General features: G+C 74.9%; 13 protein-coding genes. 7 read left to right on the top strand and 6 right to left on the bottom strand.

The genetic code is table 11. The annotated features are described in order from the left end of the window. Positions 1-10 precede the first annotated feature (10 nt). Together ABT106_RS19630 and ABT106_RS19625 are read left to right on the top strand one after the other, a co-directional pair. Complete coding sequence (locus tag ABT106_RS19630) at positions 11-1,708, top strand: sensor histidine kinase (protein WP_351278857.1); 1,698 nt, start codon at positions 11-13, stop codon at positions 1,706-1,708. Beyond that, entirely contained in the window at positions 1,705-2,409 is a 705-nt protein-coding gene (locus ABT106_RS19625) for a response regulator (RefSeq protein ID WP_351278854.1), read from the top strand. The genes ABT106_RS19630 and ABT106_RS19625 overlap by 4 nt, the downstream gene beginning before the upstream one ends. On the opposite strand, the gene melC2 is transcribed toward ABT106_RS19625, so the two are convergent. Both melC2 and melC1 read right to left on the bottom strand, forming a co-directional pair. Then, positions 2,364-3,212, bottom strand: coding sequence for a tyrosinase MelC2 (gene melC2 / locus ABT106_RS19620; RefSeq protein WP_351278852.1), 849 nt, complete (start codon positions 3,210-3,212; stop codon positions 2,364-2,366). The two genes, ABT106_RS19625 and melC2, sit on opposite strands and share 46 nt — an antisense overlap. Then, positions 3,209-3,607: an apotyrosinase chaperone MelC1 gene (gene melC1 / locus ABT106_RS19615; RefSeq protein WP_267719269.1), complete on the bottom strand. Its 399-nt coding sequence runs from the start codon at positions 3,605-3,607 to the stop codon at positions 3,209-3,211. The genes melC2 and melC1 overlap by 4 nt, the downstream gene beginning before the upstream one ends. Positions 3,608-3,990: 383 nt before the next feature. On the opposite strand from melC1, the gene gad reads away from it, so the two are divergent. After that, positions 3,991-5,382, top strand: coding sequence for a glutamate decarboxylase (gene gad, locus ABT106_RS19610; RefSeq protein WP_351278849.1), 1,392 nt, complete (start codon positions 3,991-3,993; stop codon positions 5,380-5,382). A gap of 24 nt (positions 5,383-5,406) precedes the next feature. Here the strand turns inward: gad and ABT106_RS19605 are convergent, their stop codons facing one another. Together ABT106_RS19605 and ABT106_RS19600 are read right to left on the bottom strand one after the other, a co-directional pair. Further along, positions 5,407-7,197 (bottom strand): sigma-70 family RNA polymerase sigma factor, encoded by a 1,791-nt coding sequence (locus ABT106_RS19605; protein WP_351278846.1) that lies wholly within the window; start codon positions 7,195-7,197, stop codon positions 5,407-5,409. 102 nt (positions 7,198-7,299) lie between these two features. Continuing rightward, on the bottom strand, positions 7,300-7,926 hold the full coding sequence (locus ABT106_RS19600) for a MerR family transcriptional regulator (protein ID WP_502979429.1): 627 nt from the start codon (positions 7,924-7,926) through the stop codon (positions 7,300-7,302). A 150-nt stretch (positions 7,927-8,076) separates the two neighbouring features. Between ABT106_RS19600 and ABT106_RS19595 the strand changes: the two genes are divergently transcribed. After that, the gene (locus ABT106_RS19595) at positions 8,077-9,039 is read left to right on the top strand and encodes a hypothetical protein (RefSeq protein WP_351278841.1); all 963 of its coding nucleotides are present in this window, start codon (positions 8,077-8,079) and stop codon (positions 9,037-9,039) included. 322 nt (positions 9,040-9,361) lie between these two features. Next, on the top strand, positions 9,362-11,161 hold the full coding sequence (locus tag ABT106_RS19590; protein ID WP_351278838.1) for a hypothetical protein: 1,800 nt from the start codon (positions 9,362-9,364) through the stop codon (positions 11,159-11,161). Here ABT106_RS19590 and ABT106_RS19585 read toward each other — a convergent pair. Continuing rightward, complete coding sequence (locus ABT106_RS19585) at positions 11,133-12,002, bottom strand: IclR family transcriptional regulator domain-containing protein (RefSeq protein WP_351278835.1); 870 nt, start codon at positions 12,000-12,002, stop codon at positions 11,133-11,135. The genes ABT106_RS19590 and ABT106_RS19585 overlap by 29 nt on opposite strands. Before the next feature lie 88 nt (positions 12,003-12,090). Between ABT106_RS19585 and ABT106_RS19580 the strand changes: the two genes are divergently transcribed. Both ABT106_RS19580 and ABT106_RS19575 read left to right on the top strand, forming a co-directional pair. Then, positions 12,091-12,798 carry a bifunctional 4-hydroxy-2-oxoglutarate aldolase/2-dehydro-3-deoxy-phosphogluconate aldolase gene (locus ABT106_RS19580; protein WP_351278833.1) on the top strand — a complete coding sequence of 236 codons (708 nt, stop codon included), beginning with the start codon at positions 12,091-12,093 and terminating at the stop codon, positions 12,796-12,798. Continuing rightward, complete coding sequence (locus tag ABT106_RS19575; protein WP_351278830.1) at positions 12,795-13,775, top strand: PfkB family carbohydrate kinase; 981 nt, start codon at positions 12,795-12,797, stop codon at positions 13,773-13,775. Before ABT106_RS19580 ends, ABT106_RS19575 begins: the two co-directional genes overlap by 4 nt. Positions 13,776-13,861: 86 nt before the next feature. Here ABT106_RS19575 and ABT106_RS19570 read toward each other — a convergent pair whose 3' ends face one another. Next, positions 13,862-14,758, bottom strand: a complete 897-nt coding sequence (locus ABT106_RS19570; protein ID WP_351278827.1) for an aldo/keto reductase — start codon at positions 14,756-14,758, stop codon at positions 13,862-13,864. Positions 14,759-14,848 lie beyond the last annotated feature (90 nt).

The raw sequence follows: 14,848 nt of genomic DNA, 5'->3' as shown, positions 1-14,848 counted from the left end.
ACTGAGCGTCATGTTCCGTTTGCCCCGTCCGCCGCGCAGCCTCGCCGGCCAGCTCTTCGCCATGCAGGTGCTGCTGGTCGCCGTGGTCGTCGCCGGCTGTGCCGTCTTCGCGTACGCGACCGCCCGCGGCCAGGCGGAGGAGGCCGCCCGCCGCCAGGCCGGGGCCGTGGCCCACGCGGTCGCGGACTCCCCGTCCGTACGCGAGGCCGTACGGGAGGCCGTACGCGGCACCGACCCCTCCGCCCGGCTCCAGCCCTACGCGGAGCGGGTACGGGTCGACTCCGGGGTGGACTTCGTCACGATCATGGCCCCCGACGGCCGGCGCTGGACCCACCCCGACCCGCGCCGGATCGGCGAGCCCTTCCTCGGCAACACCGCCCCCGCCCTGCGCGGCGAGTCCTTCAGCGAGACCTACACGGGAACCCTGGGCCCCTCCATCCGCGTGGTCACCCCGCTCGACGACGACGGCCGGGTCATCGGCATGGTCAGCGCCGGCATCACGGTCCGGGCGATCAGCGACCGGCTGGCCGAGCAGCTCGCCGCCCTCGCCTGGGTCGCCGCCGCGGCGCTCGCCCTCGGCGGCGTCGGCACGTACGTCGTCAACGCCCGCCTGCGCCGCCACACCCACGGGATGAACGCGGCCGAGCTGAGCCGGATGTACGACTACCACCAGGCGGCCCTGCACGGGGTCCGCGAGGGGCTGCTCATGCTCGACGGGCAGCGCAGGATCACCCTCATCAACGACGCGGGGCGCGAACTGCTCGGCCTGGGCGCCGGGATCCGCGGGGCGTCCCTCGCCGGCCTGGGGCTGCCCGCCCCGCTCACCGGGGCCCTGCTGGCGGACCGGCCGCGGGTGGACGAGGTGCACCTGACCGCCGACCGGGTGCTCGTCGTCAACAGCTCGCCCGTCGCGGGCGGCGGCCGCCGGGGCACGGTGATCACGCTGCGCGACCACACCGAGCTGCAGTCGCTGACCGGCGAGCTGGATCACGAACGCGGTTTCACCCAGGCCCTGCGCTCCCAGGCGCACGAGGCCGCCAACCGGCTGCACACGGTGGTCTCCCTGATCGAACTCGGCCGCGAGCGGGAGGCGGTGGAGTTCGCCACCGCCGAACTGGAGCTCGCGCAGGCGCTCACCGACGAGGTGATCACCGCGGTCGGCGAACCGGTCCTGGTGGCGCTGCTCCTCGGCAAGGCCGCCCAGGCGCACGAACGGGGCGTGGAACTCGTCGTCACTCCCGACAGCCGCCGGCTCGCCGCGGGCGGCGGACTGCCGCCGGCGCGTGACCTCGTCACGGTGCTGGGCAACCTGATCGACAACGCGGTCGACGCCGTCGCGGGCGTACCGGCGGCGCGGATCGCGGTGACGCTGCGTCCGGCGGGCGGCGAACTGCTGCTGCGGGTCGCGGACAACGGCCCCGGGCTCCCGGAGGGGGTGGACGTGTTCCGGCGCGGCTGGTCGGGCAAGGGGGAGGGGCGCGGCCTGGGCCTCGCGCTGGTCCGGCAGGTGGCCCACCGCTACGGCGGCGCGGTCACCGCGGCGCAGGGTCCGGGCGGGGGCGCGGAGTTCACCGTACGGCTGCCGTTCGCGGGTCCGGCGCCGGAGGCCGGGGGCGACCCGGCGGGGGAGCGCCGGGCCGCCGGTCGGTCATCGGGCCCCGCGGGGCCGGGGCCCGGGACCGCGGGGCCCGAAGGGGGCCCGGTGTGACGGGCGGGGACGTGCGGGTGCTGGTCGTGGAGGACGACCCGGTGGCCGCCGACGCGCACGCGCTCTACGTCGGCCGGGTGCCCGGGTTCACCGCCGTCGGCGCCGTGCACTCGCTCGCCGAGGCCACCCGGGTCCTGGACCGGACCCGCGTCGATCTGCTCCTGCTGGACCTGACTCTGCCCGACGGGCACGGGCTGCGCTTCGCGCGCGGACTGCGCGCCGCCGGGCACCCCGTCGACGTGATCGTCGTGACCTCCGCACGGGACCTGGCCGTGGTCCGCGAGAGCGTTTCCCTCGGCGTGGTCCAGTACGTGCTCAAACCCTTCGCCTTCCCCACGCTGCGCGAACGGCTGCTGCGCTACGCCGAGTTCCGCGCGACGGCGGGCGAGGCGGCCGGTCAGGACGACGTGGACCGGGCCATGGCGGCCCTGCGCGCGCCCCGCCCCGCCGAGCTACCCAAGGGGCTGAGCGCGCCGACCCTGGACCGGGTCGCCGCCCTGCTGCGGGCGGCGCCCGAGGGGCTGACCGCCGCGGGGGCGGCCGAGGCGGCCGGGACCTCCCGGATCACCGCCCGCCGCTACCTGGAGCACCTGGTGGACAGCGGCCGCGCGGACCGCACCCCCCGGTACGGCCAGATCGGCCGCCCCGAACTGCACTACCGCTGGCTGGCGGCCGCGGCGGGTTCGGTGTCGAACGTGTAGAACTTCCGGTGGTCCAGCATGTCGGCCGGAGTCACGTCGTTCCACGGCCGCATCGTGTCGCGCAGGTCCACGACGTTGGCGGTGCCGGCGGCGGGCAGGTAGGTGGACTGCGGGTGACGGGCCTGCCAGTCCGCCCACAGCTTGTCCACGTAGGCGTGGTGCATCCAGAAGACCGGGTCGTTCGGCGAGACGCCGGTGCCCATCTGGCCGCCGACCCACACGTGGACCCGGTTGTGCAGGTTGGCGCCGCGCCAGCCCTCCAGGTTGTTGCGGAAGCCGCTCGACGAGCTGTTCCAGGGAGCCGCGTCGTACACCGGCATGGCCAGCACGGCGTCGACCTCGGCCTTGCTCGGCAGCTGGGCGACGCCCTCGCCGAGGGCACGGCGCAGGTACGAGCGCCCGTCCACCCGCACGTTCACGTTCCACTTGCCCGTCGCGTACGCGAACGGTCCGTCGAGGACCTGTCCGTCGCGGGCGCGGCCGGTTCCGCCGAGGAAGTCGGCGGCCCAGAGGGAGGAGCGGGAGGTGCGGTCCACGGTCCAGTCCCAGTACGGGAGAGCCACCGTCGCGTCCACCGCCTGCAGCGCCGCCTCGAATTCGAGAAGAAAGCGGCGGTGCCACGGGAGGAAGGACGGGGAGCGGTGCCCCACCCGGTCGCCCGAGTCGGTGTCGCTCATGATGAAACCGTTGTGGGTGGTGACGAACCGGTCGTAGCGGCCGGTCCGCTTCAGCTCCAGCAGGGCGTTGGTGAAGGCGCGCTTCTCCTCGGGCGTGAGCGCGGCCTGGTTCTTGCGCACGGTCATGCCGCGCCTCCCATCGGTGCGAACGGGGCGAGGGTGGCGCCCTGGAGCTCGCGCACGGCGGCGCGGGCCAGCGAGGTCGGATCGGCGAAGGTCTCGTAGTGGTTGATGACGCTGATCCAGGTCCCGTCGGCGTTCCGCATCACGTGCAGTTCGCGGCCGTCTATTCGGACGGTGGGCTGGCCGGGGGAGTGGTGGCCGCCGTGGTGGCCGCCCCCGCCCGGGGTGATCTGGATGCGGCGGCCCTTGTAGACCTCGTCGACCGTGCCCGCGTCGGTGGGTGTGGACGGGGCGGGGGTGGCGCTCGCGCTCGCGCTTGTGGCGGCAGCGGCGAGGCCGAGTGCGGTGAGTACACCGGCAGAGGTTCCCAGAGCCTGCCGGCGGGTGATCGTGTTCATGGAGCGAAGAGGTATCAGTGCAGAGGGCACGCTTGGCCTGTATCCAGACATGTGTGGATACGTTGCCGGTAGAACCAATTGGATGATCTTCCTGTCCGTACCGGCTCCGGCGGCTCGGACAGGAAGATCTACGCGGGTAACACTACTCGACAGTAATTTCTGCGGCGCTCCCGGGTCTCTATGGGAGGGGTCACACCGCAGAGTCGGCCGGAAGCCATGCCGCGAACCGCCGGCGAGGCCCGCGGGCCGTGCGTCGCGAAGCCCGCCGGGACGCCGAACGGACGCGGCGGCCCGCCCCCCGGTGGCCCCGCCCGCACGACAACGCGAAGGCCCCCGGGGAAGACTTCAGGTTGATGTGGGCGTTATTACCTTATAGTCCCGATATGGCTCTTCATGAGACGAAGGACGTAGGTGGCCCCGACGCCGATTCGGACGTGTTCGCGTCCGCCCTCAGCGGCCAGATCCTCCCGAAGTACCGGATGCCCGACGACCACTCGCCCACCGAGGTCGTCTACGAACTCCTGCACAACGAGCTGCTCCTCGACGGCAACGCCGCCCAGAACCTGGCCACCTTCTGCACCACGTGGTCGGACGACGGCGTGCACCGCCTGATGAACGAGTGCCTCGACAAGAACATGATCGACAAGGACGAGTACCCGCAGACCGCCGAGATCGAGTCCCGCTGCGTCAACATCCTCGCCGACCTGTGGAACGCCCCGGCGGGCACCACCGCGGCCGGCTGCTCCACCACCGGCTCCAGCGAGGCCGCCATGCTCGGCGGCCTCGCCCTCAAATGGCGCTGGCGCGAGCGCCGCCGGGCCCAGGGCCTGCCCTCCGACCGGCCCAACCTGGTCTGCGGGCCGGTACAGATCTGCTGGGACAAGTTCGCCCGGTACTTCGACGTCGAGCTGCGCCAGGTCCCCCTGGAGGAGGGCGCCACCGGCCTGCGGCCGCACCAGCTCGCCGCGCACGTCGACGAGAACACCATCGGCGTCGTCGCGATCCTCGGCGTCACCTACACCTGCGACTACGAGCCGGTCGCCGAGCTCGCCGCCGAACTCGACCGGATCCAGGCCGAGCACGGCTGGGACGTTCCGATCCACGTCGACGGGGCCAGCGGCGGCTTCGTCGCGCCGTTCCTCCACCCCGACGTGGTGTGGGACTTCCGGCTGCCGCGCGTCGCCTCCGTGAACACCTCCGGCCACAAGTACGGGCTCGCGCCCCTCGGCGTCGGCTGGATCGTCTGGCGCACCGCGGACCTGCTCCCCGCGGACCTCGTCTTCAATGTCGACTACCTCGGTGGCGACATGCCGACCTTCGCCCTCAACTTCTCCCGCCCCGGCGGCGAGATCATCGCCCAGTACTACCTGTTCCTGCGCCTCGGCCGGGGCGGCTACCGACGCGTCCAGCAGGCCTGCGCCGACACCGCCCAGTACCTGGCCGGCGAGGTGGCCGCGATGGGCCCCTTCACCCTCCTGTACGACGGCAAGGGCGCCCTGCCCGCCGTCTCCTACACCCTCACCGACCCGGCCGCGGCCGGGTTCAGCCTCTACGACCTCTCCGACCGGCTGCGGATGCGGGGCTGGCAGGTGCCCTCGTACCCGCTGCCGGCCGACCGCCAGGACACGGTCATCCAGCGCGTCCTCGTCCGGCACGGCGTGACCCGCGACCAGATCGCCCTCCTGGTCGAGGACCTCCGCCGGGCCGTGGAGCACCTGACGACCTCGCCGCCGCCGGTCCCGGCCGCGGCGCCGCGGTCGGGCTTCCACCACTAGGGGTCGGGCCGGTCGGCGGGCCGGTCAGCGGGCCCCGAAGTTCTGCGTCCACCAGGGACCGCCCGCACCCTGGTGGACGCCGACGCCGATGTCCTTGAAGGCGCAGTTGAGGATGTTCGCGCGGTGCCCCGAGCTGTTCATCCAGGACTCCATCACCGATTGCGCCGTCTGCTGGCCCTTGGCGATGTTCTCCCCGTACGTCGACCAGCGGTACCCGGCCGCGGTCGTCCGCTTGCCGGGGTCCGCGCCGTCGGGGCTGGTGTGCGAGAAGAAGTCCCGCTTGGCCATGTCGTCGGAATGCCCCTGGGCGGCCGCGCGCAGCTGCGCGTCCTCCTTCAGCGGACCACAGCCCGCCGTGGCCCGCTCCTTGTTGACCAGGGCGACGACCTGGCCCGCGACACCCGGCGGAGCAGGTGCGGGCGCCGGGGCCGAGGGCTTCGGAGCGGGGGCACTGGAGCGGCTCTTCTGCGGCGTCGGGCTCGCGCTCGGGCTCGGGGCGGTGGAGGGCGACGCCGACGCGGAGGCCGACGCCGAGGCGGACGGTGACGGGGACACCGAGGGCGAGGGGGAGGCCGGCGCGCTGGGGAGCGGCGTGCCGGGGTCGGTGGCCGAGAGCGCGGCCAGCGGTGCCGGGGACGTGCCGCCGCTCGCCTCGGGCTTGCCGGAGCCGGGGAGCGTGCCGAGGTACGCCAGCCCGCCGCCCGCGACACAGGCGGCGATCACGGCGCCGCCGATCACCCGGCGGCGGCTGCGGCGCCGCTTGCGCAGCGCCCCGCGGGAGGCATGGCCCCCGGCCTCGCCGGCACCCGGACCGCCCGCACCTGACCCGCCGACGCCCGGCCCGCCCGCGTCGCCCGAACGGCGCCGGGCCGCCCGTCCGGGGCCGGACACGGTGGGGTTGAGCTGGGTGGCGGCGTTCGCGAAGTCCGCCCCGGAGCCGTGGGTGAAGTCCGTTCCGGAAGCGTGGGCGAAGTCCGCCCCGGAGCCGTCGGCGAAGGCGGCGTTCGCGGGGTCGAAGCCGGCCGCTCCGGCCGTGCGCATCCCTGCGAGCAGGGCCGCCGAGACCGGCACGAGGGCCAGTCCGGCCAGCAGTCCCTCCGCCGGGACCAGGCCGCTCCACAAGCCGGAGCATCGTACGCATTCCCGGGCATGACGGGCTATTCGCTTGCGCCACAGCGCGGAGGGCGCGCCGTTCCAGCCCGCCGTCATCTGTCGGAGCCCCTCGCACGGCGGCTGCGCGTCCAAGGCCCGCTCGACCACCCGGGCCGCCTCCAGCTGGGCCTTCATCCGCTGTACCCGCACCCCCGTGTGCTGCGGGGGCAGCTCCAGCGCGGAGGCCACCTCGGCGCGGGTCAGCTCACCGGCGCACTCCAGCCACCACAGCGACAGCAACGCCCGGTCGTCCGGTTCCAGCCACCGGGTCGCGCGGGCCGTCTCCCGGCGCTGGCCCGCCAGGTTGAGGCGGGCGACGGTCAGGTCCACGAAGTCGGCCCCGGGGTCGGCGACGTCCTCGGCGGCTTCCAGACCGCTCGCGCCGAGACCGTTCTGGCGGGCCTGCCAGAACGCCCGTACACGGTTCATCGCGATCGCGACCAGCCAGGAGCGGAAGCTGTCGTCCGCACGCAGGCCGCCCAGCCCGTCGAGCGTCCGGAGCATCGTGTCCTGCACCACGTCGTCCACGTCGCAGGAGCCGTTCAGGGCCCGCCCGACGATGTTGTAGACGAGCGGCAGGTGGGTGCTGACGAGCTCGTCCTGAGCGCGGGGATCGCCCGCGCGGGCCGCTGCCACCAGCGCTGCCGTGTGCTGAGTACTCATGTGATGTTCCCTGTCCGTACCGGCGGTCGATGATGCCCGATACCTGGGAGACCGTCGAGAGGGGCCTCGATAACACTTTTCCCGAACGCGTTTCCCGAACATCTATCCCGAAGGCGTCCGGCCCGCCTCCGGGCCGTCCGGCCGCGGATAGCGCCGGGCCGACGCGTCCGACTGGGCGAGCCGCCGCAGGCAGGCCAGCATCGCATCCCCCAGGACGGTGCCGACCACCACCCGCTCCACCATCTCCTCCGGGCTCTGCCGGCGGGCCACGAACGCCAGGTCGGCCTCGGCGATCTGCTCGGACGCCGACGCGAACTCGTCCAGGAAGTCCAGGTAGTCCCCGTGACCGACCTCCAGCAGTGCTGCCAGCGCGGTGGCCAGGGACACCGCCGCGGCGTGGTCCCCGGGGACCTGCCAGCCGCGCCGGGCGATCAGTTCCCCGACCAGGGCCCGCGCCCGGTCACCCGACTCGCGCCCGGGTTCGGGCGCCGGCGCGGGGTCCACGGTCCGGGCGGCCGCGCCCAGCAGTTTGTGGACGGGCCGGTCCAGGTCCTCCACCGCCTCCACGACCTTGCCCACGGAGGCCAGCGGCAGGCCACCGACGTCGGTGAGGGCCCGGATCAAGTTCAGCCTGCGGACGTGCCGTTCGCCGTAGTGCGCCTGATTGGGGCTGCTCAACTCGCCTGCGGGCAGCAGTCCTTCCCGCAGATAGAACTTGATCGTGGGCACCGGAACGCCCGACGTACGGCTCAACTCGCCTATACGCAAAGTGAATTCTCTCTTTCGTGCGGCCCCGGGGCTTGCGTGGAAGCGGCTGGGAACGGACAGTGGTGCTATCGGACATTGGATAGTGTTGATATCCATCATGGGGGTAACGGGATGCGGAATCGCTTCACGGGCTGGCACCGGCCACTGCTCTTCCTCGCGGCGGCGATGGCCGCGCTGGCCCTGGCGTCAGGGGTGGGGCTGATCGTGGACGACCGGCGGCTGGTCGGCTCTCCGATCTGGCACAAGCCGTTCAAGTTCTCCGTCTCCTTCGCCGTCTACGCGCTCACGCTGGCATGGATGTACTCCCTGCTCTCCCGCGGCCGGCGGACCGGATGGTGGACCGGGCTGGTGATCGTGGTGGCGGCCGTCGTGGAGATGGCCGTGATCGTAGGCCAGGTGATCCGCGGGCGCCGCAGTCACTTCAACAACGAAACCCCCTTGGACGAAGCACTGTTCAGCGTGATGGGCACGACGGTGGTCGTGCTGTGGCTGGGCACGCTCGTGCTGGCGGTGGCGCTGTGGCGTCGGCCGCTCGTCGACCGGGCGGCCACCTGGGCGATCCGGCTCGGCTCGGTGATCGGACTCGTCGGGCTGGCACTCGGCTTCATGATGACCTCGCCGACCGACGCGCAGCTCGCGCAGCAGATCACCGACACGGTCGGCGCGCACAGTGTCGGCGTGCCGGACGGAGGCCCGCACCTGCCCGTCACCGGCTGGTCCGCGACCGGGGGAGACCTGCGGATCGCCCACTTCGTGGGCATGCACGCGCTCCAGCTGCTGCCCCTGCTCGCCCTGGCCCTCGCCTTCGCGGCGGGCCGTTACGGCTGGACCCTCGGCGACGCCGTGCGCGTCCGCCTCGTCCTCGTCTCGGGGGCCGGGTACGCCGCTCTGGTGGCCCTCACCGCCTGGCAGGCCCTCCGCGGCCAGGCGCTGACCTCCCCGGACGCCCTCACGCTGGGGGCGGCGGCCGCGCTGGCCGTCGCGGTGGCGGCGGGGGTGCTCCTGGTCCTGCGGACCGGCCGCGGGGCTCCGGCGGAGGCGCTCCCGGAACGGGCCCGGGCTGCGGGCCGCTGACCCCGGGCGCCGTCGTGACCGGTCCGGGCGGCCGCCCCGGGCCGGCTGCCCGGGGGTGGTGGCCCGGGGCGCTGGCCCGGGTGGGTCGACTGGGGAGGTGGCCCGGGAAGGTCGCTCGCGGGGAACTGCCGGGTTCCGCACGTTCGTTGGGGTAGTCGAACGGGCTTACGGGGAACCATAGGGCGAAACGGGACGTGTGGGGGGCGCCATGCCGGCATCGTTCTTGACCGCGCGGCTGTTACGGGAGTCGTTCTCACCGCGGGTGTCCACCTCGCGCGTGTTCGCGTCGCGCGTGTTCACGCCGCTTGGGTTCACGCCGCGCATGGTCACACCCGAGTACGGGCGCGAGCCCGCGCGCCGCGGTTCCCCCGCGCCCGCCGACGTCTGGCGGACCCCGGGCGGGCGGATCCCGCTCCTGCGGGAGGTGACGCCCGGGCGGGCCGGAGTACACCCGGCCGAGGGACCGGGCGGGCCGCCCGCGTACGTGCCGCGCGACGCCGAGGCCCTGCTGCGCGCCGCCCTCGCCGCGCCGGGCACCCGGTTCGTGCTGGTGGTGGGGGAGGCCCGGGCGGGCGCGACCCGGCTCGCGTACGAGGTGGTGCGCGCCGTCCACCCCCGGTACGCGTTCGTCCGGCCGCTGTCCCGAGCCGCGCTGCCCGAGGCGGTACGGGTCGCCGCGCGCCGGCGCCGCGCGGTGCTGTGGCTGGACGGTCTGGAGGACCACCTCGGGGCCGGAGGTCTCACGGCCGCGCACCTCGACGGGCTGCGCGGGGCGGTGGTGGTCGCCACCATGAGGGCCGAGGAGTACCGGCGCCGCCAGGCCCGGGAGGCGAGCCGGCTCACCGGCTGCGACCGGGGTGCCTGGCGGGCCGAGCACGAGCTGCTCGGCCGTGCGGCCGTCGTCCCCGTCGCCCGGTCCTGGTCACCGCGGGAGCGCCGCCGGGTGGCCGCCCTGGAGGCGGGGGAGGGCCGTGGTCCCGCCGAAGTCCTGACGGGCGGGGAGGGGCCGGTGGCCCGGTGGACCGGCGGCTGGACGCCGGGCGCGCAGCCGGCCGGCGCCGCCGTGGTCGGCGCGGCGGTGGACTGCCGGCGGGCGGGACTGCGCCGCCCGGTCGCCCGCGCGTGGCTGCGGGCGCTGTACCCGGCCTACCTCGCGGGGCGCGACGGCGGGGAAACCTTCGGGCCGGCCCTGGAGTGGGCGTGCGCGGCGGTCCACGATGCCGGCGCGGAGGGCCTGTTGGCCGGGAACGACGTCCTCGGGTACACGGCCGACGGCTGCCTGCTGGACGCGCCGGGCCTCGGGCCGGTCCCCGAGCACCTGTGGCAGGGGCTGCTGGCCCGCGCCGGGCCCGGGGACGCGTACGACCTCGGCATCGTGGCCCGTCAGGAGGGGCGGCCGGCCCGGGCGGTCCGGGCCCTCACCGCGGCCCGGCGGGGTGGGGTGGCCGAAGCGGAGCTGCCCCTCGCGCTCGCGGTCGGGGACACGGGCCGGCCGCGCCGGGCCGCCGCCGACCTGGCCGCGCTCACCCGGCGCCGCGAACTGCGGCTCGGCCCCCGCCACCCGGACACCCTGGCCGCCCGCCACCAGCTGGCCTTCTTCACCGGCGAAGCGGGCGACCCCCGCGCGGCGGCCCGGCAGCTGGCGCGCTTGCTGGCCGACGCCGTGCCCGTACTGGGGGCGGACCATCCCGGCGTACTGGCCGTGCGGCGCGGCCTGATCTGGTACCGCCCGGCGGAACCCGCCGGGGCCGGACGGGAGTGGGCCGCGCTGCTCGCGGACACGGAGGGCCGCCTTGGCCCCGACGATCCGCACACCCTGGCCGTCCGGGCCGGTCAGGCGGCGTTGGCGGCCATGACCGGGCGCACCGCCGAGGCCGTACGGGCCTGGGCGGCCCTGACCGCCGACCGCGCCCGCGTCCTCGGCACCGACCATCCGCACGTCGTGCACTCCCGGTTGGAGTGGGCGCGGGCACTGATCGCCGACGGGCGGCGGCGCGAGGCCGCGGAGCTGCTGTCGGTCGTGGCGCAGGCGGGGCGGTTCCTGGAACCGGGCCACCGCCACCTGCGGCTCGCCCGTGAACTGCGCGCCGGGCTCACAGCAGCGGCGCCAGAGCCTCCGTAGCGGAGCGCAGGGCCGGGGCGTACGCCTCGATCTCCTCGCGCGAGACCAGGAAGGTGACGGTGGTGACGCTGACCCCGCCGACCGGGCGGCCGTCCGGACGCAGGACCGCCGCGCCGATGCAGCGGATCGTGGGCTCGTTCTCCTCGTCGTCCAGCGCGAAGCCCCGGGCGCGGGCCCGCTCCAGCTGCGCGCTCAGTTCCCGGGTGGTGGTCAGCGTGCGTTCGGTGCGGGCCGGGAGTCCGGCGGCGGCGATCAGGTCCCGGACCTCCGCGTCGGGCAGGTGCGCCAGGATGCTCTTGCCGATCGCGGTCGTGTGCAGCGGCATGCGCATGCCCACCCGGGAGGCGGTGCGGAACGGCTGGTCGCTCTCCAGCTTCTGGATGTAGGTGATGGTCTCACCGCTGTGCAGGGCGAGGTGGACCGTCTGGCCGGTGGCCTGCTGGAGTTCGCCGAGGACACGTCCGATGCTGGCCGGTTCCCCGCCGGCGACCAGGGCGGAGAGCCCGCGCAGCCGCGGGCCCGCCCCGTACCGGCTCTCGGCGTCCTGGCGTACGAAGCCCTGGTCGACGAGCGAGGCCAGGATGCGGAAGGTGCTCGACTTCGGCACCGCGGCCGCCGCCATGACGTCGGCCAGCCGGTGCGGCCCGCCGGGCGCCGCCACCGCTTCCAGGATGCGCAGGGACTTCTCCAGCGCCGACCCGGCGGCGGAGGTGCGTCCGCCGCGCGGGGCGCCGTCCGCCTGCTGGTCCGTCGGGTCGTCCGTGGGGTGGTTCGTGGGGTGGTTCGCCGGGCCGTCGGTCCGGCCGTTCGTTGAGTCGTTCGTTGGGCCGTTCGTCGACACGGGAACTCCCGTCCTGTGTAGGGTCTAGACCAACTGGTTCCGGTACACGATACCTCGTTCCACTACGTGGAACGAATGGGAGGGTTCCTTGTCCTGCCACCCGTACGCGGTGATAGCCGCCCAGCGGTTGCTGCCGGTGCTGCGCAGCCCCGACGCCGACGCGGCCGTCCGGCGGGCCTCGGCCCTGCTCGCCGCAGGCTGCCGCGCGGTCGAGCTGACCACCTCCACCCCCGGCTGGGCCGATGCCGTCCGCCGTACGGTCCCCCTCTCCGACGCGCACGGCCGCCCCGCGCTCGTCGGCGTCGGCACGATCGTCACCTCCGCGCAGGCGGAGGCCGCCTTGGACGCGGGCGCCGCCTTCCTGATCTCCCCGTACCCGGCTCCCGAGGTCCGCGCGGTCGCGCTGCGCCGGTCGGCGGTCTTCATCGAGGGCGGGTTCACCCCCGGCGAGATCGCCTCGGCCGTCCGGTCCGCCGGAGCGGCCAAGGTGTTCCCGGCCCACGTGGGCGGCCCGCAGTTCATCCGCTCCCTGAAAGCGGTACTCCCCGACGCCCTGATCATCCCCACCGGCGGCATTCGCCCCGACGAGGTGCGCGACTGGCTCGACGCCGGGGCCGCCGCGGTCGGCATCGGAAGCGGGCTGCCGGCCGATCCGGGTGAACTGGCCGCCGTGTTCGCCGCACTGGCGGGCCCCTGCTGCGCCGGCTGCTCGGGGGGCGCCGTGGGCGGCGTGGGAGCCGGGGGCGGCGGGGAGGGTCCGGGCGTCGGCGGCCGTGTCCGGGAGGGGCGGGCGTGACCGGGTACGACGTGCTCGTCCTCGGCGAGGTCCTCGTCGAGATCCATGCCGACGCCGCCCTGCGCGCCGCCGCGGACGGCACTCCGGCCCGTCTCTCCTATTCCGGTGACGCGCTCAACGCGGCCGCCGCCGCAGCGGCCGCGGGGGCCCGGACCGCCCTGCTCGCGGTCATCGGCGACGACGAGCTCAGCATCCCGCTGCTGCGCCGGGCCGCCGACCTCGGCATCGACGTCTCCCACGTCCGCCGCGCCCCGCGCCCCAACGGCGCCTATCTGCTCGGCGCCGACACCGAGGGCGACCGCGAGTTCGTCTACTGGCGCACCCACAGCGCCGGTTCCACCCTCTCGCCCGCCCACGTCGACTCCTGGCGGACACTGCTGACCGGCTCGAAGGCCCTCATCACCAGCGGGATCACCGGCGCGCTCTCGCCCGGGAGCCGAGACGCGGTGCTGGCCGCCGCGCGGGCCGTGCACGGGGCCGGGGGGCACCTCTCGTACGATCCCAACTTCCGCTCCCGGCTGACCGGCCGGGCCGAGGCCCGGGAACTCCTCGCCCGGATCGCCCCGCTGACCGGACTGCTCAAGACGTCCTGCCCCGCGGACGCGCTCGCGCTCCTGGACACCGCCGACCCGCGCACCGCCGCCGCCCGCTGCCGCGCGCTCGGCGCCCGTACGGTGGCCGTCACCGCGGGCGCCGGGCGGCTGCTGCTCGACGACGGCGGGCAGGTGGCCCACCATCCGGTGCCCGTCAACCCCGCCCCCGTCGACGCGACCGGCGCGGGGGACTGCTTCACCGGAACCACCACCGCCCGGATCGCGCTCGGAGACGGCCTCGGGGACGCCGTGGCGTACGGCATGGCGGCGGCTTCCCTCTCGGTCTCCGGGCGCGGCGGAACCGGGCACGTCCCCGCGTTCACCGCCACGGCGGCGCTGGCCGCGGCCCACGCCCGGGGCCACGGCGCGGATACGGCCCGGTAGCGGGGGCGGGAGGTGGGGGCGGGCGTCGGGCTCGTGGGGCCGGCTGGGCTTGCGGGCCGGTGTGGTTCGCGGGGCCCGCGGGGCCGTTACGCCGTCGGGTCCGCCGAACCCAGGAGGGCGACCTCCTCGGGCGACAGGGCGACGGCGCCCGCCGCGAGGTTCTCCGTCAGGTGGTCCGGGTTGCCGGTGCCCGGGATCGCGAGGACGTGCGCCCCGCGGCTCAGCGTCCACGCGAGGCGCAACTGTGCCGCCGAGACGCCGTGGGCGCGGGCCACGGCGCGCACGCGCTCGCCGTCGTCCGCGATCACGCCCGCCTCCTTGCCCGCTCCGGCGATGGCGAAGAAGGGGACGAAGGCGATGCCCCGTTCCCCGCACGCGTCGAGGAAGGCGTGCTCCTCGGCCGGGGAGCCGATCCCGTACGGGTTCTGCACGCACACCACCGGCGCGATGGCCAGCGCCTCGGCGAGGTGGTCGGGCCGGGCGTTGGACAGTCCGAGGTGGCGGATGAGCCCGGCCGTCCGGAGTTCGGCGAGTGCGCCGAAGTGCTCGGCGATCGAACCGGTCGTCTCGCGGCGCTTGACGCGCAGGTTGACCACGTCCAGGTGATCGCGGCCGAGCTGGCGCAGGTTCTCCTCCACCTGTCCGCGCAGCTGCCCCGGCTCGGCCCACCACCACTCGCCGGACGGGTCGCGGCCCGGTCCGACCTTCGTGGTGATGACGAGCTCGTCGGCGTACGGGGCGAGCGCCCGGTTGATCAGCTCGTTCGCGGAGCGCAGCGGGGAGAAGTAGAACGCGGCGGTGTCGATGTGGTTCACACCGAGTTCCACTGCGCGTCGCAGCACCCCGGTCACGCGCGCGCGGTCTGAGGCGGACCCGTCGGCGAGGTGCGTGAGGCGCATCGCGCCGAAGCCGATCCGGTTGACGGTGAGGTCGCCGAGCCGCCAGGTACCCGCGGAGGACGCGGTGATCGTTTCTGTGGTCATCGGGAGACCGTACCGGCTGCTCCGGTCCGGGTCCCGCGCCCGCCCGCGCGCCCGTCCGCGCGCCCCGGACCTGCCGGGACGCGCGGACGG

The organism is Streptomyces sp. NPDC002044 (genome assembly GCF_040296725.1).
Taxonomy (GTDB): Bacteria; Actinomycetota; Actinomycetes; order Streptomycetales; family Streptomycetaceae; genus Streptomyces; species Streptomyces antarcticus.
The sequence above is the reverse complement of the archived record's forward strand: the minus strand, read 5'-3'. Positions and strand labels throughout refer to the sequence as shown.

What these genes read in the sequence shown, in the direction of transcription:
- ABT106_RS19605 (WP_351278846.1), bottom strand. Translation starts at nt 7,197, where the DNA reads ATGAGTACTCAGCACACGGCAGCGCTGGTGGCAGCGGCCCGCGCGGGC.
- melC1 (WP_267719269.1), bottom strand. Translation starts at nt 3,607, where the DNA reads ATGAACACGATCACCCGCCGGCAGGCTCTGGGAACCTCTGCCGGTGTA.
- ABT106_RS19590 (WP_351278838.1), top strand. Translation starts at nt 9,362, where the DNA reads ATGGTCACACCCGAGTACGGGCGCGAGCCCGCGCGCCGCGGTTCCCCC.
- gad (WP_351278849.1), top strand. Translation starts at nt 3,991, where the DNA reads ATGGCTCTTCATGAGACGAAGGACGTAGGTGGCCCCGACGCCGATTCG.
- ABT106_RS19630 (WP_351278857.1), top strand. Translation starts at nt 11, where the DNA reads ATGTTCCGTTTGCCCCGTCCGCCGCGCAGCCTCGCCGGCCAGCTCTTC.
- ABT106_RS19595 (WP_351278841.1), top strand. Translation starts at nt 8,077, where the DNA reads ATGCGGAATCGCTTCACGGGCTGGCACCGGCCACTGCTCTTCCTCGCG.
- melC2 (WP_351278852.1), bottom strand. Translation starts at nt 3,212, where the DNA reads ATGACCGTGCGCAAGAACCAGGCCGCGCTCACGCCCGAGGAGAAGCGC.
- ABT106_RS19570 (WP_351278827.1), bottom strand. Translation starts at nt 14,758, where the DNA reads ATGACCACAGAAACGATCACCGCGTCCTCCGCGGGTACCTGGCGGCTC.